Annotated in this window: 29 protein-coding genes and 1 pseudogene; 15 read left to right on the forward strand and 15 right to left on the reverse strand. The window is 54.3% G+C overall.

Annotated elements, in window-relative coordinates; translation table 11 throughout:
• Positions 1-182 precede the first annotated feature (182 nt).
• The 3 genes from QSK07_RS11240 to QSK07_RS11250 all read left to right on the forward strand — a co-directional run bounded on the left by QSK07_RS11240 (position 183) and on the right by QSK07_RS11250 (position 4,633).
• Positions 183-1,718 (forward strand): glucan biosynthesis protein G, encoded by a 1,536-nt coding sequence (locus QSK07_RS11240; RefSeq protein WP_192951283.1) that lies wholly within the window; start codon positions 183-185, stop codon positions 1,716-1,718.
• Positions 1,711-4,263 (forward strand): glucans biosynthesis glucosyltransferase MdoH, encoded by a 2,553-nt coding sequence (gene mdoH / locus QSK07_RS11245; protein ID WP_098050978.1) that lies wholly within the window; start codon positions 1,711-1,713, stop codon positions 4,261-4,263. The genes QSK07_RS11240 and mdoH overlap by 8 nt, the downstream gene beginning before the upstream one ends.
• Before the next feature lie 157 nt (positions 4,264-4,420).
• The gene (locus QSK07_RS11250; protein ID WP_161733850.1) at positions 4,421-4,633 is read left to right on the forward strand and encodes a YceK/YidQ family lipoprotein; all 213 of its coding nucleotides are present in this window, start codon (positions 4,421-4,423) and stop codon (positions 4,631-4,633) included.
• Here QSK07_RS11250 and QSK07_RS11255 read toward each other — a convergent pair.
• The 3 genes from QSK07_RS11255 to QSK07_RS11265 form a co-directional block, all read right to left on the reverse strand.
• On the reverse strand, positions 4,624-5,025 hold the full coding sequence (locus QSK07_RS11255; RefSeq protein WP_013357421.1) for a MysB family protein: 402 nt from the start codon (positions 5,023-5,025) through the stop codon (positions 4,624-4,626). The genes QSK07_RS11250 and QSK07_RS11255 overlap by 10 nt on opposite strands.
• 130 nt (positions 5,026-5,155) lie before the next feature.
• Positions 5,156-5,422: a hypothetical protein gene (locus QSK07_RS11260; protein WP_098050977.1), complete on the reverse strand. Its 267-nt coding sequence runs from the start codon at positions 5,420-5,422 to the stop codon at positions 5,156-5,158.
• A 540-nt stretch (positions 5,423-5,962) separates the two neighbouring features.
• The gene (locus QSK07_RS11265) at positions 5,963-6,886 is read right to left on the reverse strand and encodes a Kdo(2)-lipid IV(A) acyltransferase (protein WP_033732225.1); all 924 of its coding nucleotides are present in this window, start codon (positions 6,884-6,886) and stop codon (positions 5,963-5,965) included.
• A 253-nt stretch (positions 6,887-7,139) separates the two neighbouring features.
• Between QSK07_RS11265 and trhO the strand changes: the two genes are divergently transcribed.
• Entirely contained in the window at positions 7,140-8,189 is a 1,050-nt protein-coding gene (gene trhO, locus QSK07_RS11270; protein WP_285720675.1) for an oxygen-dependent tRNA uridine(34) hydroxylase TrhO, read from the forward strand.
• A 40-nt stretch (positions 8,190-8,229) separates the two neighbouring features.
• On the opposite strand, the gene QSK07_RS11275 is transcribed toward trhO, so the two are convergent.
• From QSK07_RS11275 to grxB, 9 genes and pseudogenes are all read right to left on the reverse strand, one after another.
• Positions 8,230-8,805: a YceI family protein gene (locus QSK07_RS11275; protein WP_098050975.1), complete on the reverse strand. Its 576-nt coding sequence runs from the start codon at positions 8,803-8,805 to the stop codon at positions 8,230-8,232.
• A gap of 1 nt (position 8,806) precedes the next feature.
• Positions 8,807-9,382 (reverse strand): annotated as a pseudogene (locus QSK07_RS11280) (cytochrome b).
• Between the two features lie 295 nt (positions 9,383-9,677).
• The gene (gene solA, locus QSK07_RS11285; RefSeq protein WP_285720674.1) at positions 9,678-10,790 is read right to left on the reverse strand and encodes an N-methyl-L-tryptophan oxidase; all 1,113 of its coding nucleotides are present in this window, start codon (positions 10,788-10,790) and stop codon (positions 9,678-9,680) included.
• A gap of 94 nt (positions 10,791-10,884) precedes the next feature.
• The gene (gene bssS, locus QSK07_RS11290; protein WP_013357427.1) at positions 10,885-11,139 is read right to left on the reverse strand and encodes a biofilm formation regulator BssS; all 255 of its coding nucleotides are present in this window, start codon (positions 11,137-11,139) and stop codon (positions 10,885-10,887) included.
• 246 nt (positions 11,140-11,385) lie between these two features.
• Complete coding sequence (locus QSK07_RS11295; RefSeq protein WP_098050972.1) at positions 11,386-11,658, reverse strand: hypothetical protein; 273 nt, start codon at positions 11,656-11,658, stop codon at positions 11,386-11,388.
• A gap of 145 nt (positions 11,659-11,803) precedes the next feature.
• Positions 11,804-12,049, reverse strand: a complete 246-nt coding sequence (dinI, locus tag QSK07_RS11300) for a DNA damage-inducible protein I (RefSeq protein ID WP_003849907.1) — start codon at positions 12,047-12,049, stop codon at positions 11,804-11,806.
• A 62-nt stretch (positions 12,050-12,111) separates the two neighbouring features.
• Positions 12,112-13,155 (reverse strand): dihydroorotase, encoded by a 1,044-nt coding sequence (gene pyrC, locus QSK07_RS11305; protein WP_013357429.1) that lies wholly within the window; start codon positions 13,153-13,155, stop codon positions 12,112-12,114.
• A 133-nt stretch (positions 13,156-13,288) separates the two neighbouring features.
• Complete coding sequence (locus tag QSK07_RS11310; RefSeq protein WP_098050971.1) at positions 13,289-13,852, reverse strand: lipoprotein; 564 nt, start codon at positions 13,850-13,852, stop codon at positions 13,289-13,291.
• Positions 13,853-13,968: 116 nt separating this feature from the next.
• Positions 13,969-14,616, reverse strand: coding sequence for a glutaredoxin 2 (gene grxB / locus QSK07_RS11315; protein WP_098050970.1), 648 nt, complete (start codon positions 14,614-14,616; stop codon positions 13,969-13,971).
• Between the two features lie 313 nt (positions 14,617-14,929).
• On the opposite strand from grxB, the gene rimJ reads away from it, so the two are divergent.
• The 4 genes from rimJ (at position 14,930) to murJ (ending at position 18,757) form a co-directional block, all read left to right on the forward strand.
• Positions 14,930-15,523: a ribosomal protein S5-alanine N-acetyltransferase gene (gene rimJ / locus QSK07_RS11320; RefSeq protein ID WP_098050969.1), complete on the forward strand. Its 594-nt coding sequence runs from the start codon at positions 14,930-14,932 to the stop codon at positions 15,521-15,523.
• Positions 15,524-15,536: 13 nt separating this feature from the next.
• Complete coding sequence (locus QSK07_RS11325; RefSeq protein ID WP_285720673.1) at positions 15,537-16,175, forward strand: DUF480 domain-containing protein; 639 nt, start codon at positions 15,537-15,539, stop codon at positions 16,173-16,175.
• Between the two features lies 1 nt (position 16,176).
• Positions 16,177-17,097, forward strand: coding sequence for a Gfo/Idh/MocA family protein (locus QSK07_RS11330; RefSeq protein ID WP_098050967.1), 921 nt, complete (start codon positions 16,177-16,179; stop codon positions 17,095-17,097).
• 121 nt (positions 17,098-17,218) lie between these two features.
• Positions 17,219-18,757 carry a murein biosynthesis integral membrane protein MurJ gene (murJ, locus tag QSK07_RS11335; RefSeq protein WP_285720672.1) on the forward strand — a complete coding sequence of 513 codons (1,539 nt, stop codon included), beginning with the start codon at positions 17,219-17,221 and terminating at the stop codon, positions 18,755-18,757.
• Positions 18,758-18,825: 68 nt separating this feature from the next.
• Here the strand turns inward: murJ and flgN are convergent, their stop codons facing one another.
• From flgN to flgA, 3 genes are all read right to left on the reverse strand, one after another.
• Positions 18,826-19,257 carry a flagellar export chaperone FlgN gene (flgN, locus tag QSK07_RS11340; RefSeq protein WP_033732237.1) on the reverse strand — a complete coding sequence of 144 codons (432 nt, stop codon included), beginning with the start codon at positions 19,255-19,257 and terminating at the stop codon, positions 18,826-18,828.
• 5 nt (positions 19,258-19,262) lie between these two features.
• Complete coding sequence (gene flgM / locus QSK07_RS11345; protein WP_098050965.1) at positions 19,263-19,568, reverse strand: flagellar biosynthesis anti-sigma factor FlgM; 306 nt, start codon at positions 19,566-19,568, stop codon at positions 19,263-19,265.
• 104 nt (positions 19,569-19,672) lie between these two features.
• Positions 19,673-20,332, reverse strand: a complete 660-nt coding sequence (gene flgA / locus QSK07_RS11350; protein ID WP_061062159.1) for a flagellar basal body P-ring formation chaperone FlgA — start codon at positions 20,330-20,332, stop codon at positions 19,673-19,675.
• 154 nt (positions 20,333-20,486) lie between these two features.
• On the opposite strand from flgA, the gene flgB reads away from it, so the two are divergent.
• From flgB to QSK07_RS11385, 7 genes are read left to right on the forward strand one after another with little or no spacing between them, the layout of a single operon-like run.
• Positions 20,487-20,900: a flagellar basal body rod protein FlgB gene (gene flgB / locus QSK07_RS11355; protein WP_003849889.1), complete on the forward strand. Its 414-nt coding sequence runs from the start codon at positions 20,487-20,489 to the stop codon at positions 20,898-20,900.
• A gap of 2 nt (positions 20,901-20,902) precedes the next feature.
• On the forward strand, positions 20,903-21,307 hold the full coding sequence (gene flgC / locus QSK07_RS11360; protein WP_010246371.1) for a flagellar basal body rod protein FlgC: 405 nt from the start codon (positions 20,903-20,905) through the stop codon (positions 21,305-21,307).
• A gap of 12 nt (positions 21,308-21,319) precedes the next feature.
• The gene (gene flgD / locus QSK07_RS11365) at positions 21,320-21,994 is read left to right on the forward strand and encodes a flagellar hook assembly protein FlgD (RefSeq protein ID WP_098050963.1); all 675 of its coding nucleotides are present in this window, start codon (positions 21,320-21,322) and stop codon (positions 21,992-21,994) included.
• 26 nt (positions 21,995-22,020) lie between these two features.
• Complete coding sequence (gene flgE / locus QSK07_RS11370) at positions 22,021-23,277, forward strand: flagellar hook protein FlgE (protein WP_098050962.1); 1,257 nt, start codon at positions 22,021-22,023, stop codon at positions 23,275-23,277.
• A 20-nt stretch (positions 23,278-23,297) separates the two neighbouring features.
• On the forward strand, positions 23,298-24,053 hold the full coding sequence (locus QSK07_RS11375; protein WP_098050961.1) for a flagellar basal body rod protein FlgF: 756 nt from the start codon (positions 23,298-23,300) through the stop codon (positions 24,051-24,053).
• 17 nt (positions 24,054-24,070) lie between these two features.
• Complete coding sequence (gene flgG / locus QSK07_RS11380; protein WP_003849881.1) at positions 24,071-24,853, forward strand: flagellar basal-body rod protein FlgG; 783 nt, start codon at positions 24,071-24,073, stop codon at positions 24,851-24,853.
• Between the two features lie 60 nt (positions 24,854-24,913).
• Entirely contained in the window at positions 24,914-25,624 is a 711-nt protein-coding gene (locus QSK07_RS11385; RefSeq protein WP_033732242.1) for a flagellar basal body L-ring protein FlgH, read from the forward strand.
• The last annotated feature ends 2 nt before the right edge of the window (positions 25,625-25,626 follow it).

A 25,626-nucleotide genomic window follows, 5' to 3' on the forward strand; every position in this document is an offset into this window, starting at 1 on the left:
TATACTATCAGTGGAATCCGTAGTGTCTAATTGTCCTAAAAGTAGCGTTAAGCCTGACGAAATGCGGGAACAATGTTGCGCATAAGCTGTCGGAAAACCGAATAATCCTTTAAGATAAACGGGTTTGATTTAAGCACACGAAAGGGGGGGATGTGCTGACTAAAGAAAAAAATAAAGCCGGACTGATGAAGGTACGCTGGATTGGTACTGCAGTTCTGCTGGCGTTGTACGCTAATAACAGTTGGGCGTTTAACATCGATGATGTTGCAAAACAAGCCAAAGCGTTGGCAGGGAAAAGCTTCGAAGCGCCTAAAAGCAATTTACCCTCTCAATTTCGTGAAATGAAATTTGCTGATTATCAGCAGATCCAGTTTAACCACGATAAAGCGTATTGGGGCAAACTGCGCACGCCATTCAAGCTGGAGTTCTATCATCAGGGCATGTACTTTGATACCCCGGTGCAGATTAACGAAGTGACCGCCAGCGCGGTGCGCGAGATTAAATACAACCCCGATTATTTTAATTTCGGTAATGTAAAACATGACGCGGATGCGGTGAAAAACCTCGGTTTTGCCGGTTTCAAAGTACTTTATCCACTGAACAACAAGGGTAAAAACGATGAGATCGCCAGCTTCCTGGGTGCCAGCTACTTCCGGGTGATCGGTGCCGGTCAGGTTTATGGCCTGTCGGCGCGTGGACTTGCCATCGATACGGCGCTGCCGTCCGGTGAAGAGTTCCCGCGTTTCAAAGCGTTCTGGATTCAGCGTCCTAAACCACAGGACAAACAGCTGGTGATCTATGCACTGCTCGATTCGCCGCGCGCGGCGGGTGCGTATCGCTTTGTGCTGCATCCGGGTGAGGCGTCAACCGTTGATGTGCAGTCAAAAGTTTACCTGCGTGATAACGTCGGCAAACTGGGTATTGCGCCGCTGACCAGTATGTTCCTGTTTGGTCAGAATCAGCCATCCACGGTGAACAACTTCCGTCCGGCACTGCACGACTCTGACGGTCTCTCTATCCACAATGGCAACGGGGAGTGGATTTGGCGTCCGCTGAATAACCCGCGTCATCTGGCGGTGAGCACTTACACCATCGAAAATCCAAAAGGTTTTGGTCTGCTGCAGCGCGGGCGTGACTTTAACAACTATCAGGATCTTGATGACCGCTACGACCTGCGTCCAAGCGGCTGGGTTGAGCCAATCGGCGACTGGGGTAAAGGCCGGGTTGAACTGGTTGAAATCCCAACGGCAGACGAAACCAACGACAACATCGTTGCGTTCTGGACGCCGGAGACGCTGCCAGAGCCTGGCAAAGAGATGAACTTCAAATATCGTCTGCACTTCTCGCGCGACGAAAACCAGCTACACTCCGATGATACGGCCTGGGTCAAAAATACCCTCCGTTCAGCGGGTGACGTGAAGCAGTCTAATCTCGTGCGTCAGCCGGATGGCACCGTGGCTTTCACCATCGACTTCGTGGGTAAAGACATGAGCAAGATGGCGGAAAACAGCCAGGTGGCACCACAGGTCAGCGTTGGCAAAAATGCCGATGTGGTTGAGCAGAGCGTACGTTATAACCCGGTCACCAAAGGCTGGCGTCTGGTGTTGCGTCTGCGTGTGAAAGATGCCAAACAGTCCACCGAAATGCGTGCGGCCCTGGTAAGCGGCGACAAGACATTGACGGAAACCTGGAGCTATCAGTTACCTGCCAATGAATAAATCCACTTTTACACCTCAACGTTATGTGGAATCTCTGCCGCTGGATGCGGCAGGGAAGGCCCGCCTGAGCGACTCATTGCAGAATGCCGGCGAGTTCCACTTCATCCATGATGCGCTGGGCAGGGATGTCGCAGCCAGTGATCGTCCCGACGATGCGCCGTTAAAATCGGTCTCATCGCGGGTCGAAATGGCCTGGCCCGATTCGCTGGCCGACGGTCAGCAGTTAGGTAAAGATTATCTCGACCGCACCACGCTGAAAGCGATGCCGAAGGTTAAACGCTCACTGATGTTCCCGGAAGCCTGGCGTACCAACCCGGTTGCCCGTGCCTGGGACTCACTGCGTGGACATAAATCGGTGCCGCGTTATGCCAATGCGGAAGAGCAGCGTGCTGAAGAGAAGTGGCGTCATGTCGGTTCGATTCGCCGCTATATCCTGCTGATCCTGACCATTTTCCAGACCGTGGTCGCCACCTGGTACATGAAAAGCATTCTGCCCTATCAGGGCTGGACGCTGCTGGACCCGATGGAGATGCTCAATCAGAACTGGCAGCAGTCGGTGATGCAGATTCTGCCCTATGTGTTGCAGACCGGCATCCTGTTCCTGTTCGCTATCCTGTTCTGCTGGGTTTCAGCCGGTTTCTGGACCGCCCTGATGGGCTTCCTGCAGCTGTTGATTGGTCGTGACAAATACAGTATCTCATACTCAACGGTCGGAGATGAGCCGCTGAATCCGGCGCATCGCACCGCGCTGATTATGCCAATCTGTAATGAAGACGTTGAGCGTGTCTATGCGGGTCTGCGTGCGACCTGGGAGTCCGTGGTTCGCACCGGGAACGCTGAACATTTCGACGTCTACATTCTCAGCGACAGTTACGATGCGGATATCGCCATTGCCGAGCAGAAAGCCTGGATGGAACTGGTACGGGATGTTGGCGGGGCGGGCAAGATCTTCTATCGCCGCCGTCGTCGTCGCGTGAAGCGTAAAAGCGGTAACATCGATGACTTCTGCCGTCGCTGGGGTAGCAACTACAGCTACATGGTCGTACTGGATGCCGATAGCGTCATGAGCGGTGAGTGTCTGACCGGTCTGGTGCGCATGATGGATGCGAATCCCAATGCCGGTATCATCCAGTCGTCGCCGAAAGCCTCGGGTATGGATACGCTCTATGCGCGCTGTCAGCAGTTCGCAACCCGCGTCTACGGTCCGTTGTTTACTGCCGGCCTGCACTTCTGGCAGCTGGGCGAGTCTCACTACTGGGGCCATAACGCCATTATCCGCGTGAAACCCTTTATTGAGCACTGTGCGCTGGCCCCGTTACCGGGTGAAGGCTCTTTTGCCGGTTCGATCATGTCGCATGACTTCGTTGAAGCCGCGCTGATGCGTCGTGCAGGCTGGGGCGTCTGGATTGCCTATGACCTGCCGGGCTCATATGAAGAGCTGCCACCAAACCTGCTGGATGAGCTGAAGCGTGACCGCCGCTGGTGTCACGGTAACCTGATGAACTTCCGCCTGTTCCTGGTGAAAGGGATGCACCCGGTTCACCGTGCGGTGTTCCTGACCGGTGTTATGTCCTACCTGTCGGCTCCGCTGTGGTTCATGTTCCTGGCGCTCTCCACTGCCTTACAGGTGGTGCATACGCTGATGGAACCGACCTACTTCCTGCAACCCAGGCAGCTGTTCCCGGTCTGGCCGCAGTGGCGTCCTGAGCTGGCGATAGCGCTGTTCTCAACCACGATGGTGCTGCTGTTCCTGCCGAAGATGCTGAGTGTGGTGTTGATCTGGTTTAAAGGATCAAAGGCCTACGGTGGACCGCTGCGCCTGCTGGCATCACTGGTGCTGGAAACGCTGTTCTCGGTGCTGCTGGCACCGGTGCGCATGCTGTTCCATACGGTGTTTGTCGTCAGTGCTTTTCTGGGCTGGGAAGTGGTCTGGAACTCACCGCAGCGTGATGACGATGCCACGCCATGGAGCGAAGCGTTTAAACGTCACGGTTCGCAGATGGCATTGGGGCTGGTGTGGGCAATTGGTATGGGACTGCTGGATCTAAACTTCCTGTGGTGGCTGGCTCCGATTGTCTTCTCACTGATCCTGTCGCCGTTTGTTTCGGTGATGTCGAGCCGCGCAACATTAGGCCTCAAGAGCAAGCGAGCCAAATTGTTCCTGATTCCGGAAGAGTACTCGCCGCCGCAGGAGCTGGTCGATACCGATCGCTATGTGTTGCTGAATCGTGAGCGCGCGCTGGAAAATGGCTTTATGCATGCCCTGTTCCATCCCGCCTTCAACGCGCTGGCAACGGCACTGGCGACATCGCGCCACAGGCAGAGTCAGTTACTGGACTATGCTCGTGACCGTCGTGTGGATCAGGCGCTGAGCGATGCTCCGGATAAACTGGGTCGTGAACAGCGTCTGCAGTTGATCAGCGATCCGGTGGTGCTGGCCCGTGTTCATACCCGACTGTGGGAAAATGCGGACAAGTATCATCAATGGGTAGAGAGTTATCATAAACTCACGCTTAACCCTCACGCGCTGGCAGAAAACGCGTAATCTGAAAAAGCGGCAGCGATGCCGCTTTTTTTATCGGATTAAAACAGCGTCAGGATGGTAAATTGAGTGCTGGCCGTCACCGCAGGCAGCGCGTGACGATTTTAAGGGTTATTCAGGGCGGATATCAGTGGTGAAAGGGTTATTAAAGACAGGCGTTATCGTTGCGGCTGTGCTCTGTTTAAGCGGATGCGGCAGTATTATCAGCCGTACCGTGCCCGGACAGGGGCACGGTAATCAATATTATCCCGGTGTGCAGTGGGATGTGCGTGACAGCGGGTGGCGGGTACTGACCATCCTTGATCTGCCGCTGTCCCTGGTGATGGACACCCTGTTGTTACCGGTGGATGCCAGTCACGGTCCTTACGAATAACTGCGATCGGAATCGCTGTTATCATCCTCCCATTCTTGTGCCGCCGCTTCACCCTCTTCGGTGTCAAGCGGGGGCTCCAGCTGAAATTCGCCATCATCCCACTCGTGCAGCGTATTTTCCGCTAACCATTCCTGGCGCAGTTCCACTTCATCGAAGTCAGCATCAAAAATAGCCTGTGCGCCTTCACCGCTGCGGAAAGGCAGGCATTCGCCCGCATCACCTTCATCTGCCAGGAACTCCGCCTGCCACATGATATCGCCGTCCTGCATCACATATTTCTGCAGACCAAACTGACCGATTGAGGCTTCTTCTTCATCCACTTCAGGATTGTTAGCGAGAAACTCCTCACGTGCAGCATCAATTGCTTCCTCTAACGTACTGTACATGCTCATCGCTCTTCTCCTTACGGGTTCATTAACTACGGATTGTTTTGATTTCAGTGAAGGATAGACGAAATCTGAGGGAGGGAAAGGGCAGGGCGGTGCAACTGGCGGGAAATATGCCACTTCCCGCCAGCCAGGGTCAGATCATCTTTTGCGGAAAGTGCAGGACGGGTTGAACAGACTCATGAATCACCGGTGCGGCGTAGCGGATACAACATTTTATACAGGGCTTCACTTTCTTAAAATTAATTCTGGCGATCGAAAGTGCCTGACTCAGATTATATAATGTGCCGATAAATATCAGCTCTTCTTTATCTGGCAGGCGTTTGCACCCCTTCCGATGCAGAAAATGATAATTGTCCTGATCAGTGTTGATAGTAACGTAATAGTAGAGACCTTTGTTCATATAATCTGTCCCATTAGAGGTTGCTGTGTATTGTCATATTTATAATTTCGGCCAGGTCTATTAAAAGTCTGACTGTTACAAATGAAATTACCGATAAGGATAAACGACTTCAAATTCCATAACGATCTATCAGCATGTCAAAAAATTACAAAATGGAATATAAGCCAAATTATCCAGGTAATCGATTGTAAAACAAGTTAATTTTTATCGATTCATAAGCGTGGAGATACCATTAAGGCTGGCTAAATAGGATTAGGCCTGGAATACAGAATAAATAGCGCCAGATAAAATTAAACAGACTTCGCTGCAATATTAATTAATAAAGAGCTAAAGTGCGCGTACAGCGCTTTCCGATGAATAAATTGGTTAGCGAGTTTAACGGTAAAGGGAAAGAAATTATATTCCGATTATAGTGCCATACTCATCACTGGCCCTGAACTATGGCTGAAAGGATTCTTTTGTGATGAATGACTGATTTATTTAGCAGGATGTCGGGTCAGAAACGCGCTAAATGCCTGGCGGACATTTAGCGCGAACTGATTAATAACGTGAAGGTTCGCCTTCCGGGCGCGTTTTAAAGCGGCGGTGCAGCCACATATACTGTTCGGGGGCCAGCAGGACGCCCTCTTCGACGACTTTATTCATTCTGGCTGCGGTCACTTCATCGCTTTCCAGCGTAAATTCGGCGCTGATGTCAGGCAGTATCATCAGTTCATAACCACGTCCGCCGGGCAGACGACGCGGCACAAAGGGGATAACCGCTGGTTTACCGGTGCGGATCAGCAGATGAGTGCCCACCGTCGTAGCTGCCTTTTCCACGGCAAAAAAGGGCACAAAGACGCTGCTACGCGGGCCATAATCGTGATCGGGTGCGTACCAGATGATGTCACCGTGCTTCAGTGCACGGATCATACCTTTGAGATCTTTCCGATCGATCATGCTTTTATTCGACCGCATCCGGCCTTTTACCTGCAGCCAGTCGATCAGTTTATTGTCATTAGGACGATAGACGCCGATGCCAGGATTATGGATGCCAAACATGCGTGCACCAATCTCCAGCGTCAGAAAGTGCATACCAATGAGCAGCACGCCACGCTGACTATCGCGCGCCTGCTGGATATGCTCCAGACCCGAAGGCTTATGCCATTTGTTGATGCGCCAGTCCGGCCAGAACCACGCCATACCGGTCTCAATCAACCCCATGCCGACTGATTCGAAATTGTGCTTAACCATCGCTTCGCGTTCATTAACCGGCATATCCGGAAATGTTAATTCCAGATTACGTCGGGCGATACTGACGCGTCGCTTCATAAAACGCATCCCAATACGACCAATATTACAGCCGAGAACATAAAGCAGGGGATAAGGAAGTAGCACCAAAAGATAAAGAGAAGCGACACCCAGCCAGGTCAGCCAATAGCGCGGGTGAAGCAGTTCTCGTGAAAACTGAGGCAACTGAGTCATGTGAAGATTAATTTTCCTGCGTCGCGCACCATTCAGTGCTGATATCTCATTGATTTACGCCATTGTGCCAGTTTTTAGCGTGCGTATAAATATCGCTGACAGAACAGGCTACTGCACGCTGCTGTTAAATAGCCAGATAGTGCCGGAAAAAACAGCAACCCGCGCTCAATTCCGAGACTGGCCTTTGCATCCCGGTGAAATCAGGTATCATGTGCCCGCTAAATTTCTCCTATTGATAACAGGAAAGAACACCATGCCAGTGTTACATAACCTCGTTTCCAATAAAGAGCTGAAGGCGCGCATGCTGGCTGAAACTGAGCCGCGCACCACAGTCTCTTTTTATAAATATTTCCAGATTGCCGACCCTAAAGCATTCCGCGATGCGCTCTACCTCGGCCTGACGTCACTCAAGGTGTTTGGCCGCGTCTATGTCGCGCACGAAGGTATTAATGCACAGATCAGCGTGCCCGCCAGCCAGTATGTAAAGATGAAAGCGTGGCTGTATGACTTTGACCCGGCGCTGAACAACCTGCGAATGAACATTGCGCTGGATGATGATGGAAAATCATTCTGGGTACTGCGCCTTAAAGTGCGCGATCGCATTGTCGCGGATGGTATCGATGACGCCAGTTTTGATGCCAGCGACGTAGGTCAGTATCTGAAAGCAGCCGAGGTTAACGCCATGCTGGATGATCCCGATGCCCTGTTCGTCGATATGCGTAACCATTATGAATATGAAGTCGGCCGCTTCGATAATGCGCTGGAAGTGCCTGCTGATACCTTCCGCGATCAGCTGCCGATGGCGGTTGATATGCTGCAGGATCAGAAAGACAAAAAGATCGTCATGTACTGCACTGGCGGGATCCGTTGTGAAAAGGCGAGCGCCTGGATGCGGCATAACGGCTTTGAGGATGTCTACCATATTGAAGGCGGTATCATCGAGTATGCCCGACGCGCCCGTGAACAGGGATTACCGGTTCGCTTCAAAGGCAAAAACTTTGTGTTTGATGAGCGGATGGGTGAGCGGATCTCTGACGACGTGCTGTCGAACTGTCATCAGTGCGGCGAACCCTGTGATACTCATGTCAATTGCGTGAATGACGGCTGTCATCTGCTGTTTATCCAGTGCAAAAGCTGCGCAGAGAAATTTGAGAACTGCTGTAGCCCGATCTGTCAGGAAGAAGCGAAACTCTCACCGGAGGAGCAGCGCGCTCGTCGGGCGGGACGTGAGAATGGCAACAAGATCTTTAACAAGTCGCGTGGCCTGTTAAACATGACCATTCCGTCGCCAGTAAAGAAATAAGCGTGGGCCGCCTGAAGTGAGCTTCAGGCGGCTTGCTGTTTTACTGGCGCACACCTTCAACCGAGATCATCAGCTCCACTTTCTGAGAAGCTGGCCCCAGATCTTTGGTAATATTAAAATCTTTCAGTGTAATTTCGCCTTCGGCTTCAAAGCCAGCGCGGTAGCCGCCCCACGGGTCTTTGCCTTCACCCAGCATTTTTGCCTCCAGCGTCACCGGTTTAGTCACGCCATTCAGCGTGAGATCGCCGGTAATCTTCAGCTCGTCACCCTCTTTCTTCACTGCTGTAGATTTGAATGTTGCCTGCGGGTTTTTGCTGCTGTTCAGGAAGTCAGCGCTACGCAGGTGCTTGTCACGCTCCGCATGATTGGTGTCAACGCTGCTGGTGTTGATGGTCACGTCAACTTTATCTGCGGCCGGGTTCTTCTCATCGAAGGTAAAGCTGCCGTCAAAATCTTTGAAGGTGCCGTAGAGCCAGCTGTAACCCAGATGCTGAATACGGAACTGAATAAAGGCGTGCTGGCCCTCTTTATCAATCTTATAGTCCGCGGCACCGGCAGTCATTGAGCCGAGCAGCAGGCTGGCACCCGTCATCGCCAGCAGGGTCTTCTTAAACATATTATTTTTCCTTTTCAGAGGGTAAGGGGAGACGTAAACCTGACATCCGTTTTAGGGTGATATCGCGATCGATAACGTGATGCTTTAGCGCAGCCAGACCATGCAGTACCGACAGGACCACAACTGTCCAGGCCAGTCAGAGATGAATGTCGCCTGCCAGGTCTGCCTGTTCGCCTGCGCCGCTGAACAGCGCGGGCAGCGTAAACCAGTTAAATACGGCGATCGGTTTGCCATCGGCGGTGGAGATCAGATAGCCACTGATCAGAATGGCCAGCAGCAGGGTATAAAGGAGCAGGTGCGCCACTACTGAACTGATGCGCACCAGCGGCGAATAGCTGCTCAGCGGTTTGGGCGGCGGGGAAATAACGCGCCACAGCAGGCGAATGATCAGCGTCAGCAACAGGATGACGCCAATACTTTTATGGATTTCCGGCGCGTCGTGATACCAGCTGTCGTAATATCCGAGACCAACCATCCAGAGTCCCAGCGCAAACATCGCATAAATCGCCAGCGCCATTGACCAGTGCAGTAGCACAGCAACCAGTCCAAACTGATGAGGTGTATTACGTAATAACATAATGTCGGTTTCATGAAGAAATAATCTGAAATAAGCATCCACATTATGAAATATAAAAGCAATCGTCCTTACGCTTCTATAAATTTTAATTTCCGGTGTGAAAAGGTTGAATAAAACAGCGGCGAGATGACCAGTATAACTGAATGAGATATTTCTGACGGAATAGTCGTCAACGTTAAATGACATAAATTAACCATATGGGCGAAATCTAAGTCACCGTTATGTCAATAAAATTCAAATTTCGTCAGATTATGTCAGCAGGGCAGCCTCAGACTGATGCCACCCGTTATCAGAATCAGAAACGTGAGAGGCGGAAGGGGGACAAATCAAAGGAGAACGGTTTTTGCTGTGCGAATTCCGCAGCAAGCTCGCCTAACACGCTGGCAAATTTAAAACCATGTCCACTGAGTCCGGTGATTAACAGGCGGTCAGGTTCCCCCGGCAGGGTATCAATAATAAAGTCTTCGTCGGGGCTGAAATCGTAGCTGCAGGCTTCTCCATGCAGACAGACACCGACGCCAGGTAAAAACTGACGGAGAAAACTAAAGGTCTCACTGCCGTCCGCCGCTACTGCGCCAAAAGGTTTGCGATCTTCAGGCTGCTGCATCAGCTGGCCGCCATCATGGCGACCTACCTTCAGTGCGTTGTTATCCGCCGGGAAGCCGTAAAACTGGCTGCCATCTGCCATCTCAACCGTAAAGCCGGGGAACTTATTATTCTCGCTGTAGCGGCCATCTGCCTGATACCAGGCAAATACCTTGCGGGTGGGGGCGACCGGCAGGCCAGGAATTAATTTGCCGACCCAGGTGCCAGCACTTATCAGCATTTTGCGGCCCCGGTAGATGCCATCCAAGGTGGTGACCTGCTGCAGATCGCCATCACGACCAATCTCTGAGACCGGGCAGTTAAACAGCTGCGCACAGCCCGCCTGTTCCGCCAGCTGGATCCAGCTGCGAACCGCCTGTTCACATTTCAGAAAGCCTGACTGCGGCTCAAATACGCCCAGATAACCTTCTGGCACGTTGATTTGCGGCCAGCGCTTACGCACTTGATCGGGCTGCATCACCTCGATATTGAGCTGCCAGCGGCTCGCGCTGTCGATAACGTTCCGGATAAAGGGGGAATGAGTGGGTGCAAGGTTAAGTACGCCGCTGCGGTGCATGATGCGCTCACCGGCGCGCTGTTCCAGCTCATCCCACAGCGTCTGCGCCCGCAGAACCAGCGGAACATAACGTTCGCCTTCACCATAGGCGTGACGAATCAGCCGGCTCTCGCCATGATGCGTTCCCTGATTGTGGGGAGGATGGGCGCTGTCGATCATTAATACCGATAAACCCGCCTGGGTGGCATAGTAGCCAGCCGCCGCGCCCACTGAGCCGCTGCCGACGACGATAAGATCATAAATCATGATAACGACACTCTAAGAGTCACATAATCAAAAGCATATCAGAAACAGAAACAAAAAAGGCACCCCTGAGGGCGCCTCTTTGATGCGGCAGAAATTAATGCTTATTGAGGAGTCGTTCTGGTTGCTCGGCTGATTCTATCTTGGCGATGCCTGCTTCGAGGATCGAGATAAACTGCCTTGCCACATCCGTTGTCAGCCAGTAGGTCGGGCCAACATCCGCTTCTTCTTCTTTTTGATCCTGCGACGACAGCGAATGCAGGCGGATCATCATGGCGTCATAGCTATCAACGGTACTGATGTCCCAGCCCACCAAAGGATGGGTCTGGATAACGTCTTTTCTTCTGTCCATTATAACCTCCTTATTACTCGTTAAACGAAGTGCATGATGAGGTTCAATGCGGCTTTTTTATTCCGATAGCGAAACAATTATAACAGTAAACCTGGGTATCACTGTTTAAAAAATGCCGTGAGCCAGCTTCTCACAGAATATTTGCGTTTGAAAGGAGGGCGTTGAAAAATAAAATGCCTGACTGGCAGGCATTTTTATCACTGTTCAATGGGCATGCAAAAAGCGGGTTAAGCTACGTGAGCGGGCTTAAAGTGCCGGAGTTTCCGGCACGATGCCGCCGCCACGTTTTTGCAGTGCTTCTGCCAGACGGGCAAAGTGCTGCTGAAGCTGCTCATCATAGTTTTGATTTTGGGCTTCCAGCGACAGATTGTGCACCAGCAACTGACTGGCACGATCGTCAAGACAGAAAATCAGACTGGAAAAGGCATTTTCCAGCACCGTTAAACGACGCTGCTGATCACCAATCAGTGCTAACAACTCACCAAAGGTCATCGCCTCTTCCGGTTTATCAGTAGTCATGGTGTCGCACCTCCTGTTATGCATGACGAGCGCAAGGATAGGGCATTGATCATTAAGAGTCTAGATGCAGAGAGGGGGAAGTGCGAGAGGGGAGAAAAGATAAAAAAACCGGGTGGCGACACCCGGAAAAAAAGCACAGTGGCGGTTAATCAGTAATGAACCAGTCGTCAGCGCTTTCCCACGTCTGCTGCAGGATTTCGCTGATCTGGTCGCGCGTCTCTTTTCCACCGCCCAGCACGCTAAGATTGTTGGCACTGGCGTAACGTACCTTGACGTGATTGGTTGAGTCAGGGAACTGTTCGTCGATGCGGCGCGATAATTCATCGCTTAACGCTTCAATCGCGCCAGCAGGAAGAGGTCGGGTATTGGATACGGTAATTTCAACGCGCATAATAGCCTCCGGTTAAGATACTGTATATATTTACAGTATTGATAAGCTGGAGGCAAGTAAAATTATGCGATGCGCCAGTTCAGCGTTTCACCGGCCAGGAATGGCACCAGTGAGTGGCTGCCGAGCGCAATTGACTCCGGCACCTGCCACGGCTCACGCACCAGCGTGATCGTCCCCTCATTCAGCGGCAGCCCGTAAAAACGCGGGCCATTTTCAGAACAGAACGCTTCAAAATGTTCCAGCGCGTTCAGCTCTTCAAAAACGGTGGCGTAGGCGGGCAACGATGTCGGTGCATTAAAAACGCCCGCACAGCCGCAGCTGGCCTCTTTAAGATGACGCAGATGCGGCGCGGTATCGGTGCCAAGGAAAAAGCGTGGATTCCCGCTCGCTACCACTTTACGCAGCGCTTCCTGATGCACGTTACGCTTAAGGATTGGCAGGCAGTAGAGGTGCGGGCGAATACCGCCCACCAGCATGTGGTTGCGGTTAAACATCAGATGCTGCGGGGTAATGGTTGCGCCCAGGGTCTCACCGGCATCAGCAACATATTCTGCGGCGTCCTGCGTCGTAATGTGCTCCATCACCACTTTTAGTGCCGGAAACTGGCTACGTAGCGGCACCATCACGGTTTCGATAAAGCGGGCTTCGCGGTCAAAAATGTCGATATGTGCATCAGTGACTTCACCGTGGATCAGCAGTGGCATACCGAGCGTCTGCATCCGATCCAGCACGCGGGCAATCGACGCGATATTGGTCACGCCATGACTGGAGTTGGTGGTAGCGTGCGCCGGATAGAGCTTCGCCGCGGTGAACAGACCGGCGGTGAAACCGCGCTCAAGCTCATCAGGATCCAGTGAGTCGGTCAGGTAGCAGGTCATCAGCGGCGTAAAGGCGTGATCGGCGGGCAGTGCCGCCAGAATGCGATCGCGGTACGCTTCACCGGCCGCCACGCTGGTTACCGGGGGCACCAGGTTTGGCATCACAATGGCACGACCATTCACCGCGCTGGTATAGGGCAGGACCGTTTTAAGCATCTCGTCATCACGCAGATGAATATGCCAGTCGTCAGGGCGACGCAGGGTAAGTTGCTGAGGTTGTGCTGTCATCAGTGAAGCTCCGGCAGAAAGTAAACAAAAGGCGTGTTTTGGCCGGGGTCTAAGCATAAGGATTCAGGCAACCGTTTGCACCTGCTTTTTATGCCGCCAGAGAAAATCCGCGCCAGGGGCGCGGAAATCGGGATTACTGCGTAAAGGGAATGACCAGTTCGCCAGGCTTCACTTCGAGTCCTTTGGCGAACTTCTTCGCCAGCGACTCGCCTTTGCTGCGGTCAGCGCTTAGCACGTAAGCCGGATTCTGATCGAAATAGCTTTTCAGCGATTGATTCAGATAAGGCGTCAGCGTTTTCATGATCGAGGCCATCTTTTCCGGGGCAACCTGGGCATCAACAATCTCCAGATCGCGCAGATAAATGGCACCCTGCTGCTGCTCATAGACTGGCTGAGCACGCATCTTCAGTTGCATATCGGCCTGCTGCGGGCCAAACAGTGAGGTAACGTTGATTTTTGCGTTACCGGAGAGTGTAACTTTACCCGGCTCGTCGCGGCCAATCTGACTGGTCAGGTTGTTCAGCACGATGTGTGCGTTAACCAGCCCGGAAACGCCAATATCCTTCTCGTAGTTGTTATGCTTCTGCAGCGCCTGGTTTACTTCCTGTTCGCTGATGGTGTATTGCGTCAGTTGATTACAGCCGCTGACCAGCAGCGCCATCAACAGGGCAGTCAGCCCGAAAAAAGCCTTTTTCATCGATCTTTATCCTGAATATCAGAGCCAGTAAACAGGCCATAGCCTGCCTGAATGCGTGTCGGGTGTCATCAGGAAAGGGATGAGAAACGCCGCAGCGTCTCTCATCGGAGGCGGGACTAATGCGCTATCGAAGAGAGCAGATTAACCTGGGTCTGTTTGGCCATGTTATCGCGGTAGTCCGCGACCCGGCTCGGCCAGTCGATACCGGCGACCAGCGTCAGGGAGCGCAGTAGCGGGAAGAGATTAAAATCATCTTCCGACAGCTCGCCGTTTACCGCATTAGGCTGAACAATTAGTTTGTCCAGTTTGCGCAGATCCTCACTCACATTCTTAATCAGCCCGGCCGAGTGACTCTTCAGCGTTTCAAAATCACCGAGGCTCGCCTGTTTTTTGCTACGGAAATAGTTACGCGCTTCAGGTGTCGCAAACTCGGCAAAGGCCGCTTCGGCAATGCGCGGCAGCAGCAATTTATTGACATAGCTATTCATGTGACGCAGCCAGTCGCCAATCGCCGGGTTCAGCGCGCCGGTGATTAACGTCGCGCCATCCTGCTGATCGACGTAATGCACGATCTCCATGCTCTCAGGCATTGCGCTGCCATCCTGCTTTTGCAGAATCGGTGCCATTTTCTGCCCGATCAATTGTTTTGGCGTCTCTTCATCGTCGTTGAGCATCACCACCAGCTCAACCGGCTTATTCTTCAGACCAAAAATCATTCGCGCCTTAACGCAGAAAGGACAGTGGTCATAGATATAGAGTTTCATCCTGATCTCCCGGATTTTTACAGGTTTAGTGTTTAACAGAGTGAATCAATTCATCCTGTTTTCGGGCGCGTAAAAAGTATGGAAGAGATTACCCTGCAGGGCAAACCTGCCTGCCAGGCCAGGCCAGGCCAGGCCAGGCCAGGCCAGGTGGCTGTAGCTGGGCGAACAGACGGGTCATCGCTGTGATAACAGAGCAAAATCAACCTCTTTAAAGCTAAACCGCTGTAACGTTTTACCGCAGCCCAGGCGGCGGTTATAGTGAAAGCCGGGTAATGACGGCTATCACTCACAGCCATTGATTTCAGGAGTCAGGATGTTTGGCTATCGTTCTGCCGCGCCCAGGGTGCGATTAACCACCGATCGTCTGGTGGTCCGTCTGGTTCACGAACGTGATGCCTGGCGAATGGCAGATTACTATTCGGAAAACCGCCTGTTTTTAAAACCGTGGGAGCCGGTGCGCGATGACAGCCACTGCTACCCGTCGGGCTGGCAGGCGCGCCTCGGGCTGATTTCCGACATGCATAAGCAGGGTTCGGCCTTCTATTTCATTTTAATGGACAGCGATGAAATCGAAGTGCGGGGCGTGGCGAACTTCAGCAACGTACTGCGCGGTTCCTTTCACGCCTGTTATCTCGGCTATTCGCTGGGTGAAAAGTGGCAGGGGCAGGGGCTGATGTTTGAAGCCTTGCAGTCAGCTATCCGCTATATGCAGCGCCAGCAGCATATTCACCGCATCATGGCGAATTACATGCCGCATAACCAGCGCAGCGGTGATCTGCTGGCGCGACTCGGTTTTGAAAAAGAGGGTTATGCGAAAGATTATCTGCTGATCGACGGACGCTGGCAGGATCACGTGCTGACGGCCTTGACACTGCGGGAATGGACGCCTGACCGGCGTGGACAATAATGAGGACGCGAGCATGAAGATGGCTTTATCAGCGCAGGCATTGCGCGTGCTGGGCTGCCTGCTGGAGAAGCAGGTTACCACGCCAGAGCAGTATCCGCTGTCACTGAATGGCGTAGTGGTGGCCTGTAATCAGAAATCGAATCGCGAGCCGGTGATGGAGCTGAGTGAAAGCGAGGTACAGAATCAGCTCGATCAGCTCGAAAAGCGTCATCTGGTCACCGGCAGCAGCGCCGCCGGACAGCGGGTGGTGAAATATGAGCAGCGTTTCTGTAATTCCGCTTTTGGGGCACTGAAACTCAATAGTGCAGAAGTCGCTCTTCTCACCCTGCTGCTGTTGCGCGGGCCGCAGACGCCAGGCGAACTGCGTACCCGCAGCGGTCGTCTGCACGAGTTCAGTGATGTCGGCGAAGTGGAACAGACGCTGGAAGGCTTGCTGCAGCGCGAAGACAGTGCACAGGTCATTCGCCTGGCGCGTGAGCCAGGCAAGCGTGAAAGCCGCTTTATGCATCTGCTGGGCGATGAAGATGACGCGCATCGGGCTGCCAGCACGCCGGAAGAGCAGGGCGACCTGGCAGCGCGCGTCACGATGCTGGAACAGCAGGTCGCAGCACTTCAGGCACAACTCGTCCAATTGCTGCAACCGGAGAGCTGAGATGACATTACGAATTGGCGTGGTGGGATTGGGCGGTATCGCACAGAAAGCCTGGCTGCCGGTGCTGTCGGCCGCGACAGACTGGACGCTGGTGGGCGCGTTTTCCCCGAATCAGGCCAAAGCCCGCCCAATCTGTGACAGCTATCGCATGCAGTGCTTTGGCTCACTGAATGCATTAGCCGCAGCCTGCGACGCGGTGTTTGTTCACAGCAGCACCGCCACCCACTATGAGGTGGTCAGGGCGCTACTGCTGGCAGGAAAAGATGTCTGCGTCGACAAGCCGCTGGCTGAAACCCTGGAGCAGGCTGAAGCGCTGGTTGCACTGGCGGAAAAACGCCACCGTAAATTGATGGTGGCGTTTAACCGCCGGTTCGCCCCGCGCTATCAGCAGCTGCGGGCAGAGATGGCTGGCCCGACTTCTCTGAGGATTGAAAAGCACCGCAGCGACAGCGTCGGACCACGGGATCTTCGCTTTACCCTGCTTGACGACTACCTGCATGTGGTGGATACCGCGCTCTGGCTGGGCGGCAAGCCGTTTCGCCAGGTTCACGGACGCATTGATACTAACGAGCAGGGGCAGATGCTCTATGCCGAGCACCATTTCGCTGTTGAAGGCCTGGCGATCACCACCAGTATGCACCGGCGCGCAGGCAGTCAGCGCGAGCGGGTCAGCGCAGTGTGTGACGGTAAGTGCATCGACATCAGCGAGATGCGCGACTGGCAGGAAGAACGCAGTGATGGCCTGCTAATCACCCCGCCGCCCGCCTGGCAGAGCCATCTGACGCAGCGCGGCTTCAGCGGCGCAGCACGCCATTTTATTGACTGCGTACAGAATCAGACGAAGCCTGAAACCAGCGGTGAGCAGGCGCTGATGGCGCAGCGTGTGGTGGAAAAACTGTGGCGTGAGGCGACGCAGGAATAACGCCTTGTAACACTCCGTGCTGGTCATTTCCCTCCGTGGCAGTAGACTGTCGCCGGGCATCCTCGGGTGCCCGCGCTAATTCTCCTTTTTTGCCGATTCTTTTCAGGATGCGCCGTCAATTATGAATTTGTTGAAATCGCTGGCAGCGGTCAGTTCTATGACCCTGTTTTCCCGCGTACTGGGCTTTGCCCGTGATGCTATCGTGGCGCGGGTGTTTGGTGCCGGAATGGCGACCGATGCCTTCTTTGTTGCGTTTAAACTGCCCAATCTGCTGCGCCGTATTTTTGCTGAAGGCGCATTTTCTCAGGCGTTCGTGCCAATTCTGGCTGAATATAAAAGCAAGCAGGGTGAAGAGGCGACGAAACTGTTCCTGGCGTACGTCTCAGGCCTGCTAACGCTGGCACTGGCACTGGTCACGGTGGCGGGGATGATCGCTGCGCCCTGGGTCATCATGGTCACGGCGCCTGGCTTTGCCGACAGTGCCGATAAATTTGCCCTGACCAGCTCGCTGCTGCGGGTGACGTTCCCCTACATTATGCTGATCTCGCTGGCCTCGCTGGCGGGGGCGGTGCTGAACACCTGGAACCGCTTCTCGGTGCCGGCGTTTGCGCCAACCCTGCTGAATGTCAGCATGATTGGTTTTGCGCTGTTTGCTGCGCCGCACTTTCATCCACCGGTAATGGCGCTGGCCTGGGCAGTCGTCGCGGGCGGCGTGCTGCAGCTCGGCTATCAGCTTCCTCACCTGAAAAAGCTGGGAATGCTGGTGCTGCCGCGTCTTAATCTGCGCGACGCGGGCGTGTGGCGAGTGATGCGTCAGATGGGACCGGCTATTCTGGGCGTTTCCGTCAGTCAGATCTCACTGATCATCAACACCATCTTCGCCTCGTTTCTGGTTTCGGGTTCGGTCTCCTGGATGTACTACGCGGATCGACTGATGGAGTTTCCTTCGGGTGTGCTGGGCGTGGCGCTGGGCACTATTCTGCTGCCATCGCTGGCTAAAAGTTTTGCCAGCGGCAACCATGATGAATATTCCCGACTGATGGACTGGGGCCTGCGCCTCTGCTTCCTGCTGGCGCTGCCGAGTGCCGTGGCGCTGGGCATGCTCTCCGGTCCGCTGACCGTGGCGCTGTTCCAGTACGGTAAGTTTACCGCCTTTGATGCATTGATGACGCAGCGTGCGCTGATTGCTTACTCAGTCGGACTGATGGGCCTGATTGTGGTTAAGGTGCTGGCGCCCGGCTTCTATTCCCGTCAGGACATCAAAACGCCGGTTAAAATTGCGATTGTCACGCTGATCATGACGCAGCTAATGAACCTGGCGTTCATTGGCCCGCTGAAACATGCCGGTCTGTCACTGTCGATTGGTCTGGCAGCCTGTCTGAATGCGGTGCTGCTCTACTGGCAGCTGCGTAAGAAGAATATCTTTATGCCGCAGCCAGGCTGGAGTAGCTTCCTGCTCCGCCTGCTGATCGCCGTAGTGGTGATGGCCGGCGCGCTGTTTGCCATGCTGCAGTGGATGCCGGCCTGGGAACAGGGCTCCATGCTGTGGCGACTGCTGCGTCTGGCGGCGGTTTGTGCTGTCGGCGGCGGCGCTTATTTCCTGGCGCTGGGAGTACTGGGCTTCCGGCTGCGTGACTATGCACGACGCACCGCTGTGTAAGACTGAGCGTAAAGCAGACAAAAAAATCCCGCACCAGGCGGGATTTTTTTCGCTACTCACTTGCCGGCTCAGGCTTTACGACTTAACGTTGCCTGACCTTTGCCCATCCCATCCGGACCATAAAAGGCCTGGGTCTGATGCGGCTTCAGCACTTCAAGTGCATTTTCGGTGTAGCGAATCTGATGCTGCAGCAGCATGCCATTATGAACATTGGCATCCTGCAGACGACGGGTATGCTGCTGAATACTGTCCCAGCGGCGCGCCATGTCGTTCTGACCACGATAAGGTGCCGATGTCGCCTGACTCTGTTCAGCGGTGCGGCGCATCTCATCCAGATAGTTCAGCGTACTGAGCAGCGCACTTTTATCTTCAGTGATGCGCTGCAACAGGTTGCTGTTAATGCTGCCCGCTGCCAGTTGCTGCTGTTCTTCTTCCAGCACCGCTGAAAGCGACGCCAGCACGTCCTGCATCTTATCTAATGTGGTCTGCAAATTACTCATGGGAATTAATTACCCTCTAAATACGCCTTAGTGTCGGCAATCAGCGCATCGGCGATTTTGCCGGTATCCATCTTCAGTTCGCCATTACGAATAGCGGTTTTCAGTTGTTCAACGCGCTCGACGTTAATATCTTTGCTGCTCGGCTGCATCAGCTGCGACTGCGCGCTGCTCAGGCTGACCTGGGCTGCCGCTGGGGGCGTGGCTGCTACCGGGCTGGCACTCTGACGCACTTTGCTGCTGCCAGACTCACTGCTGTCGCGGCTCTGTACGGTGCTGGCGGGTTTCAGAGGTTGCGTTCTGTCAATGCTCATATTCGGGTTCCTGTACGGTCAGGGGAAGTCTGCCACCTGAATCATAATAGCGTTATCGCTTTGTTGACTCTTCTATCGGCAGCACTGCGGGCTTCTTTAACACTTTACAGCGTTATAAGAATATTCCCATCCTCTCGCACCTTACCGCTGACAATCTGGCCATTTCCCATCCTCACACGAACCGACTGCGAGCGGGCGGCGTTGTTCAGCGCCTTGCCTTCACCGCTGGCGTCAAAACCGTCCCCACTGGCAATCACCATCACATTCTGACCTGCTTTAACACGCCATGGCTGACGCAGCGTGGAGGGATTAATCGGTTGTCCTGGCTGGATATCACGCAGCACTACGGCGTCTGCAACTGCGTCCGCATTCAGCAGGGCGCGGGCAGGAAGGGTATCAAGGCGGCCGGTCTGCAGCGTGAAATCACTTTCGCTGACGCTGCTGCCCTGGCTCAGCAGCCGGGTCGCCACCAGATAGGAACCGGTGACCTGAACCTGTACCTGAATATAACGGCGATTCTCATCGCAGTTTGCCGCCACGCTCATGTTGCCCCATAACCGGCTATTGCCTGGCAGGGTGAATTTAGGCGTCTCACAGGCTGGCCATTGCTCTTTCGGCGTGCGGACCACTACCACCATGCCTTCAGCATGCTGAGCGTCACGCGCTTTAAAAAATTGATTCAGTTGTGCATTGAGATCCCCGGCAGAAGCCGGCAGGGCGATCACGACCAGCAGGCTGGTCAGCAGAGTCAGATATCGACGCATTGTGCAGTTCCTCACTGATGATGGCGAGGAGTGTACCCCTTAAGAAAAATCCTCAATTGTCAAAATAGCGGTCATTTAAGGCGTTATTCAGACGATGACGACTTGATTTTTCAAATTAAGCTGCGAGCTCGAAATTCTCATACGCGGAGGAAACATGCTCGACAAACTGGATGCGGCGCTGAAATTTGGAACGGAGGCCCTCAACCTGCGTGCTCAACGCCAGGAGATCCTGGCGTCAAATATTGCCAACGCCGATACCCCTGGTTATCAGGCCCGGGATATCGACTTTGCCAGCGAGCTGAGTCGGGTGATGTCCAATGGTCGTGCGGAAGGCAGCAGCATGGCGTTAAAAGTCACGTCAGCTCGCCACATTGAAGCACAGACAAACGGGGCGCCATCAATGGATATGCTTTACCGCATTCCTGACCAGCCTTCTGCCGACGGCAACACCGTAGATATGGACCGTGAGCGTACGCAGTTCGCGGATAACAGCCTGAAATATCAAACCGACCTCACCCTCATCAGTAGCCAGATCAAAGGCATGATGAGCGTGTTACAAGGGCAATAATTATGGCCTTGCTGAATATTTTTGACATTGCCGGCTCAGCGATGACCGCGCAATCACAGCGATTAAACGTCAGTGCCAGTAACCTGGCAAACGCCGACAGCGTCACCGGCCCCGATGGCAAGCCTTACGTGGCAAAGCAGGTGGTCTTCCAGACCGATGCGGCACCCGGTTCTGCGACCGGCGGTGTGAAAGTGGCACGCGTCGTAGACGATCCTACCCCAGCGAAGCTGGTCTATGACCCAGGCAACCCGATGGCTGATGCCAAAGGTTACGTGAAGATGCCGAACGTGGATGTGGTTTCTGAGAGCGTCAACACGATGTCGGCGTCACGCAGCTACCAGGCCAACGTCGAAGTGCTCAACACCGTGAAGTCGATGATGATGAAAACCCTGACGCTCGGGCAATAACGGAGAAAAAATATGGCTATCGCAGTAGGCGTTAATGAAAAGCTGGACCCCACCGTCCTCAGCTCATCCAGCACCAGCGGCACCGGTAACAGTGCGCAGGATCTGCAGAATCAGTTCCTGACTATGCTGGTGACGCAGTTACAAAACCAGGACCCAACCAATCCAATGGATAACAGCCAGCTCACCACACAGTTGGCACAAATCAATACCCTGAGCGGCATTGAAAAACTGAATACCACGCTGGGATCGATCTCCGGCCAGATTAGCACCAGCCAGTCGCTGCAAAGCTCCACGCTGATTGGGCATGGTGTAATGATTAATGGCGGGCAGATTCTGGTAGGCAGCGGCACGACAACGCCATTTGGCGTAGAGCTGACTTCCGCCTCTACCGCCTCCACTGCCACAATTAAAGATGCCAATGGCTCGGTGGTCGACACCGTTGATCTGGGCGCGCTGAGCGCTGGCGTCCACACCTTCTCGTGGGATGGCAAGCTGAGTGATGGCTCAACTGCCCCGGATGGCAAATACAGTGTTGCGATTGCTGCAAGTAATGGCAGCACACAACTGGTGGCACAACCGCTTAACTACGCCTACGTGAATGGGGTGAGCACGGCGGACGACACCACAAAACTGGATCTCGGCACGATGGGCTCCGCCACCCTTGACGACGTACGTCAGATTCTCTGATTAACCAGTAAACAGGAAACACACACATGTCATTTTCTCAAGCGGTCAGCGGCCTTGGTGCTGCTTCAAGTAACCTTGATGTCATTGGTAACAACATCGCCAACTCCGCCACTGCGGGCTTCAAATCCAGCACTATCGCATTCGCAGATATGTTCGCCGGTTCAAACGTCGGTCTCGGCACTAAAGTGGCCGCGGTTATCCAGAACTTTAACGACGGTGCAACCACCACGACCAGCCGTGGTCTGGACGTGGCGCTGAGCGGTAATGGTTTCTTTCGTATGACCGACAGCAGCGGTGGCGTCTTCTATTCCCGTAATGGTCAGTTCACGCTGGATGCCAATCGTAATCTGGTCAACACTCAGGGACTGAACGTGACCGGTTATCCGGCAAGCGGTTCACCGGCCACCATTCAGACGGGTGCTAACCCGGTGGCGATCACGATTCCGACTACTCAGATGTCAGCCCGTGCTACCACTACCGCCAGTCTGGTTGCTAACCTGAATTCAACGGATACAACCCCCTCCGTGACGACCTTCTCGACGGCTAACACGGACAGCTACAACAAAAAAACCACGGCAACCGTGTACGATTCGCAGGGTAATGACCATGCGCTCGACATGTATTTCGTGAAAGACACCACCAGCAACAGCTGGACAGTTCATACCATTGATGGCACCACCGGTAGCTCAGCGGGCGACTTCACCATGACGTTTGACACCAGCGGTAAGCTGACCAGCGTGTCTAAACTGGATACCAGCGGCGCAGTCGTCAGTACTACCACGGATGGCACCGTCGGCCTGACGCTGAACGTGGGCGGCGCCAATGGTGCAGTCGCGAATCAGCCAATCACCCTGAGCATGCTGGGCAGCCTGCAGCAGAACACCGGCACTACCACCTTTGGCAGCCCGACGCAGGATGGCTATGCGCCAGGCGATCTGACCAGCTACGCGATTAATGATGACGGCACCATTACCGGTAGCTACTCAAACCAGAAAACCCAGCTGCTGGGTCAGATTGTCCTGTCGAGCTTCTCAAACCCGGAAGGTCTGGAATCGAAAGGCGACAACGTCTGGCAGGCTTCGAGTGCATCCGGTCAGGCAGCAATTGGTCTGGCTAACACCGGCACCTTCGGCTCACTGACGGCGGGCGCACTGGAATCGTCCAACGTCGACATGAGTAAAGAGCTGGTGAACATGATCGTCGCGCAGCGTAACTATCAGGCGAATGCGCAGACCATCAAAACGCAGGACCAGATTCTCAACACGCTGGTTAACTTACGTTAATTCGCTAACAGGATTGCCATATGGATCACGCGATATATACCGCGATGGGCGCGGCCAGCCAGACGCTGGATCAGCAGGCGGTTACCGCCAGCAACCTCGCCAACGCCTCAACACCGGGTTTTCGTGCACAGCTGAATGCGCTGCGCGCGGTGCCGGTGAGTGGCTGGTCGCTGCCGACCCGTACGCTGGTCGCCGCCTCTACACCCGGCGCCGACATGAGTCAGGGCGCGATGGATTACACCGAGCGTCCACTTGATGTGGCGGTGCAGCAGGATGGCTGGCTGGCGGTGCGTACCGCTGACGGCAGCGAAGCCTATACCCGCAACGGCAATATGCAAATCAGTCCGAACGGTACGCTGACGGTTCAGGGCAATCCTGTGATGGGCGATGGCGGTCCGATTGTGATCCCGCAGGGTACGGAAATCACCATTGCTGCGGACGGCTCCATCACCGGGCTGAACGCCGGTGATTCGCCGAACGCCACGGTTCAGCTGGGCAAGCTGAAGCTGGTCAGGGCAACCGGGCAGGAGCTGCAGCGCAGTGATGACGGCATGTTCCGTCCTACTGCGTCGACGCAGGCGACCCGCGGTGCTGCACTGCAGGCTGACGCCACAATGCAGGTGATGCCTGGCGTGCTGGAAGGCAGCAACGTCAAACCAGTGGAAACCATGGTCGATATGATCGCCAACGCCCGACGTTTTGAGATGCAGATGAAAGTCATCACCAACGTCGACGAAAATGAACAAAAAGCCAATCAGCTCCTGAACATGAGCTAAGGCGCGAGGATAACAACATGATTCGTTCTTTATGGATCGCTAAGACTGGTCTTGATGCGCAGCAGATGAACATGGACGTCATTGCCAACAACCTGGCAAACGTCAGCACCAACGGCTTTAAACGTTCACGTGCCGTGTTCGAAGATCTGATGTACCAGACTATGCGCCAGCCGGGCACGCAGTCATCAGAACAGACAACGCTGCCATCGGGCCTGCAGATCGGTACCGGTGTGCGTCCGGTGACCACTGAGCGTCTGCACACCCAGGGCAACCTGTCGCAGACCAGCAACTCAAAAGATATCGCTATTAACGGTCAGGGTTATTTTCAGATTCAGATGCCGGACGGCACCTCTGCGTATACCCGTGATGGCGCGTTTCAGGTTGATCAAAACGGTCAGCTGGTTACCAACTCCGGTTTCCCGGTGCAGCCAGGCATTACTATTCCGGCCAACGCCACCAGCATTACGGTGTCGCGTGACGGTGTGGTCAGCGTAACGCAGCAGGGTCAGGCTCAGGCCGCGCAGGTCGGTCAGTTAACGCTGAGCACCTTTATGAACGACGCCGGTCTCGATAGCGTGGGTGAAAACCTTTACAAAGAGACCCAGGCATCGGGCGCACCGACGGACAGCACGCCGGGCCAGAACGGCGCAGGTCTGCTCTATCAGGGCTATACCGAAACCTCGAACGTTAACGTAGCGGAAGAGCTGGTTACCATGATCCAGACGCAGCGCGCTTACGAAATCAACAGCAAAGCGATCAGCACATCTGATCAGATGCTGGCGAAATTAACCCAGCTTTAATCCCGAACAGGGCCAGCCCGTGCTGGCCTGAGATACAGACATTAATAAGGTCGTGACACCGTGGCGAAGCAACAGATTCTCAAGCCTGGACATTGGTTAGTCGCCTCGTTGCTGCTAACTCTTAACGGATGTGCCCTGGTCCCGCGTACTCCGCTGGTCGAAGGGGCAACCACGGCGCAGCCGATGCCGTCCGCGCCACCGGTGGTAAACGGCTCTATTTTCCAGGGCGTCGCGCCACTTAACTACGGCTATCAGCCGCTGTTTGAAGATCGCCGTCCACGCAACATCGGCGATACCCTGACCATCACGCTGCAGGAAAACGTCAGCGCCAGCAAAAGCTCCTCAGCCAGTGCCAGTCGCGATGGCAGCAACAGCTTTGGTGTGAGCGGTGTGCCGACGGGTCTGGCAGGCCTGGTGGGTGCAGGTGGTGAAAAAGCCAATCTCAGCGCCGAAGGCAAAAACGACTTCGCAGGTAAAGGCGGTGCATCCGCCAATAACACCTTTACCGGCACCATTACCGTCACCGTGGATCAGGTGTTGTCAAACGGCAACCTGCACGTGGTCGGTGAAAAACAGATCGCCATTAATCAGGGCACGGAGTTCATTCGCTTCTCGGGCGTGGTCAACCCACGCACCATCAGCGCCAGTAACGCCGTGTTATCTACCGCTGTCGCCGATGCACGTATTGAGTATGTCGGAAATGGTTACATCAATGAGGCGCAGACCATGGGCTGGTTCCAGCGTTTCTTCCTGAACATCTCGCCGATGTAAGA

Origin of the sequence: Pantoea sp. QMID4 (genome assembly GCF_030270445.1) — a bacterium.
GTDB classification, from domain to species: Bacteria; Pseudomonadota; Gammaproteobacteria; order Enterobacterales; family Enterobacteriaceae; genus Pantoea; species Pantoea vagans.

Excerpts from the sequence above, each read along its gene's own strand:
- mdoH (WP_098050978.1), top strand. The coding sequence starts at position 1,711 with ATGAATAAATCCACTTTTACACCTCAACGTTATGTGGAATCTCTGCCG.
- QSK07_RS11255 (WP_013357421.1), bottom strand. The coding sequence starts at position 5,025 with ATGAGCATGTACAGTACGTTAGAGGAAGCAATTGATGCTGCACGTGAG.
- QSK07_RS11260 (WP_098050977.1), bottom strand. The coding sequence starts at position 5,422 with ATGAACAAAGGTCTCTACTATTACGTTACTATCAACACTGATCAGGAC.
- QSK07_RS11265 (WP_033732225.1), bottom strand. The coding sequence starts at position 6,886 with ATGACTCAGTTGCCTCAGTTTTCACGAGAACTGCTTCACCCGCGCTAT.
- trhO (WP_285720675.1), top strand. The coding sequence starts at position 7,140 with ATGCCAGTGTTACATAACCTCGTTTCCAATAAAGAGCTGAAGGCGCGC.
- QSK07_RS11275 (WP_098050975.1), bottom strand. The coding sequence starts at position 8,805 with ATGTTTAAGAAGACCCTGCTGGCGATGACGGGTGCCAGCCTGCTGCTC.
- solA (WP_285720674.1), bottom strand. The coding sequence starts at position 10,790 with ATGATTTATGATCTTATCGTCGTCGGCAGCGGCTCAGTGGGCGCGGCG.
- bssS (WP_013357427.1), bottom strand. The coding sequence starts at position 11,139 with ATGGACAGAAGAAAAGACGTTATCCAGACCCATCCTTTGGTGGGCTGG.
- QSK07_RS11295 (WP_098050972.1), bottom strand. The coding sequence starts at position 11,658 with ATGACTACTGATAAACCGGAAGAGGCGATGACCTTTGGTGAGTTGTTA.
- dinI (WP_003849907.1), bottom strand. The coding sequence starts at position 12,049 with ATGCGCGTTGAAATTACCGTATCCAATACCCGACCTCTTCCTGCTGGC.
- pyrC (WP_013357429.1), bottom strand. The coding sequence starts at position 13,155 with ATGACAGCACAACCTCAGCAACTTACCCTGCGTCGCCCTGACGACTGG.
- QSK07_RS11310 (WP_098050971.1), bottom strand. The coding sequence starts at position 13,852 with ATGAAAAAGGCTTTTTTCGGGCTGACTGCCCTGTTGATGGCGCTGCTG.
- grxB (WP_098050970.1), bottom strand. The coding sequence starts at position 14,616 with ATGAAACTCTATATCTATGACCACTGTCCTTTCTGCGTTAAGGCGCGA.
- rimJ (WP_098050969.1), top strand. The coding sequence starts at position 14,930 with ATGTTTGGCTATCGTTCTGCCGCGCCCAGGGTGCGATTAACCACCGAT.
- QSK07_RS11325 (WP_285720673.1), top strand. The coding sequence starts at position 15,537 with ATGAAGATGGCTTTATCAGCGCAGGCATTGCGCGTGCTGGGCTGCCTG.
- QSK07_RS11330 (WP_098050967.1), top strand. The coding sequence starts at position 16,177 with ATGACATTACGAATTGGCGTGGTGGGATTGGGCGGTATCGCACAGAAA.
- murJ (WP_285720672.1), top strand. The coding sequence starts at position 17,219 with ATGAATTTGTTGAAATCGCTGGCAGCGGTCAGTTCTATGACCCTGTTT.
- flgN (WP_033732237.1), bottom strand. The coding sequence starts at position 19,257 with ATGAGTAATTTGCAGACCACATTAGATAAGATGCAGGACGTGCTGGCG.
- flgM (WP_098050965.1), bottom strand. The coding sequence starts at position 19,568 with ATGAGCATTGACAGAACGCAACCTCTGAAACCCGCCAGCACCGTACAG.
- flgA (WP_061062159.1), bottom strand. The coding sequence starts at position 20,332 with ATGCGTCGATATCTGACTCTGCTGACCAGCCTGCTGGTCGTGATCGCC.
- flgB (WP_003849889.1), top strand. The coding sequence starts at position 20,487 with ATGCTCGACAAACTGGATGCGGCGCTGAAATTTGGAACGGAGGCCCTC.
- flgC (WP_010246371.1), top strand. The coding sequence starts at position 20,903 with ATGGCCTTGCTGAATATTTTTGACATTGCCGGCTCAGCGATGACCGCG.
- flgD (WP_098050963.1), top strand. The coding sequence starts at position 21,320 with ATGGCTATCGCAGTAGGCGTTAATGAAAAGCTGGACCCCACCGTCCTC.
- flgE (WP_098050962.1), top strand. The coding sequence starts at position 22,021 with ATGTCATTTTCTCAAGCGGTCAGCGGCCTTGGTGCTGCTTCAAGTAAC.
- QSK07_RS11375 (WP_098050961.1), top strand. The coding sequence starts at position 23,298 with ATGGATCACGCGATATATACCGCGATGGGCGCGGCCAGCCAGACGCTG.
- flgG (WP_003849881.1), top strand. The coding sequence starts at position 24,071 with ATGATTCGTTCTTTATGGATCGCTAAGACTGGTCTTGATGCGCAGCAG.